This window comes from Moorena sp. SIO4G3 (assembly GCF_010692305.1).
Classification (GTDB): Bacteria; Cyanobacteriota; Cyanobacteriia; order Cyanobacteriales; family Coleofasciculaceae; genus Moorena; species Moorena producens_A.
On record NZ_JAAHIG010000683.1, the window covers coordinates 1 to 2,130 of the forward strand.

3 protein-coding genes are annotated in these 2,130 nt (G+C 42.7%); 2 read left to right on the forward strand and 1 reads right to left on the reverse strand.

The window, feature by feature from the left end; genetic code table 11:
- The first annotated feature begins 241 nt into the window (after positions 1 to 241).
- Both F6J99_RS44525 and F6J99_RS44530 read left to right on the forward strand, forming a co-directional pair.
- Positions 242 to 856, forward strand: coding sequence for a type II secretion system protein (locus tag F6J99_RS44525; RefSeq protein ID WP_293123725.1), 615 nt, complete (start codon positions 242 to 244; stop codon positions 854 to 856).
- Between the two features lie 53 nt (positions 857 to 909).
- Positions 910 to 1,533: a type II secretion system protein gene (locus tag F6J99_RS44530; RefSeq protein ID WP_293123727.1), complete on the forward strand. Its 624-nt coding sequence runs from the start codon at positions 910 to 912 to the stop codon at positions 1,531 to 1,533.
- A gap of 177 nt (positions 1,534 to 1,710) precedes the next feature.
- On the opposite strand, the gene F6J99_RS44535 is transcribed toward F6J99_RS44530, so the two are convergent.
- On the reverse strand, positions 1,711 to 2,130 hold a 420-nt coding region (locus F6J99_RS44535; RefSeq protein WP_293123729.1), incomplete at its 5' end, for an alpha amylase C-terminal domain-containing protein.

Below are 2,130 nucleotides of genomic sequence, written 5' to 3' on the forward strand. Positions count from 1 at the left end.
ATATAACTTCCTCAAGAAGCAGTCTAGCTATTTCCCTACCGTAACCATGCAAGTTGAAGGACGGGGTTTCCTTAATATTAAATAATATAGAAGTTTTTTAGGGAGTCGGGAGTCGGGAGTCGGGAGTAGAGATCCCCCCTAACCCCCCTTAATAAGGGGGGAACGGAGGAATAAGATTAAATTTACTTCATAAATATCATCAGAAACCCTATAGCATTATATGTTTACATATTACAGAAAAATGGAAGATAATCAAAGCCTAAACCGGAAAGCAAATAAGGATGCTGGATTCACCTTTATGGAATTACTGATAGTAATCTTAATGGTAGGAATTTTATCCGCCATTGCTGCTCCCAGCTGGCTAGCTTTTGTGAATCGACAACGAGTGAATAAAGTGAATGAGAGAGTGTTAAGTGTAATCCAAGAAGCCCAGCGACAAGCTAAAAATAAAAAACTCAGCTATAGCGTTAGTTTTAGGATGAACGACGGAGTTCCAGAAGCGGCAGTTTATAAAGACAACAAGAATGATAATCCAACACAAAACTTTCAATGGCAGAGTTTAGTAGGTGATTTAGGTGTCAAACCAGACCAAATTTGGGTGGGTACAAACCTAACTACTGAAAACCAACTTGGAACGTTATCCATTTTGAAAGACGATAATAAAACAATTACCTTTGATAACCAGGGCGTTCTACCAAATGATGCAGACACTAACTTAGCTATTGTAGTCGCTGTGCCCGATTCTAAGAATAAAAATAACCCTATTGAAGCTACCAAGCGATGTGTAAAAATAAAAACTATCTTGGGTGCCCTAGAAACTAATAAAAAAGGGGCAGAATGTAATCATTCAACATAATGCTGAGTGAGTTAGAAAGGTGAAAGATAAAACTTAAATCAGGGTGATAGTCGATGCAATTCAATAGCCAACAGGGCGATCAATCCCCAGCTGATGCGATTGCGCTACGCGCACGCTGCGCGATCGCTGGATTCACTCTACTGGAAACTATGATTGTAGTATTGCTAGTTGGACTATTGGCTGCGATCGCAACCCCCAGCTGGCTCACCTTTATCAATCATCTGCAGCTCAACATGGCCCAAGACCAAATCTACCGAGCCATGCGGATTGCCCAAAGCAACGCCAAACGAGACAAAGACATCTGGCAAACTAGCTTTCGAGAAAAAGATGGCATTGTCCAGTGGTCAATTCACCGAGCTATGGGAAAAACATGCATTTTAGATCAAGTCCATTGGCATAGCCTTAGCTCTACCATCGCCATCTACAAAGACAAAAATAAGAAAGGTAAATCCGAGACTACCCTAGCCAAACCAAAGGGAGACTGTTCAAATGCTGGAGTATGGCGAGTCCAGTTTAACTACAAAGGAAACACCAACGGACAACTGGGACAAATCACCCTAATCACCAAGAATAATAGCACCACCCAACGTTGCGTTTACGTATCCACCCTGATCGGAGCCCTGCGCAAGGGTAGATATCATCCTAAACCGAATAATAGTAAAAAGTATTGTTATTGAGGGCAGCAGGGAATCGGGAATCGGGAATCGGGAATTGGGAATCGGGAATCGGGAATCGGGAACATTATCAAAGAGATATGCTATGATACCCCGGTAATTACCCTTAATAAAAATCTCCCCATCTCCCCATCTCCCCATCTCCCCATCTCCCCATCTCCCCATCTCCCCATCTCCCCACTACTGTAAGCCTGCTTGAGTTTTTTGATCATCAAGCTTTAAAATCAACACCCCCAGGGGTGGCAAACACAAATCTAGGGAATAGGGATGATTGTGGAAGAACCATTCATCTGTCCACTTACCCCCAAGATTACCCATATTACTACCACCGTATTGGCGAGCATCACTATTGAGCAATTCCTTGTAGAATCCCATCTCGGGGACTCCTACCCGATAATGACTATGGGGCTGAGGGGTAAAATTGCACACTGTCACAATAAACTCTTCAGAATCGTGAGCATAGCGCATGAATGACACAACACTATGGCGATTGTCACTACAATCAATCCATTCAAAGCCGTCCTGGTCAAAATCCTGAGTATAAAGCGCCGGTTCCCTGCGATAGAGATAATTCAGGTCACTAATCAACTGCTTTAAATT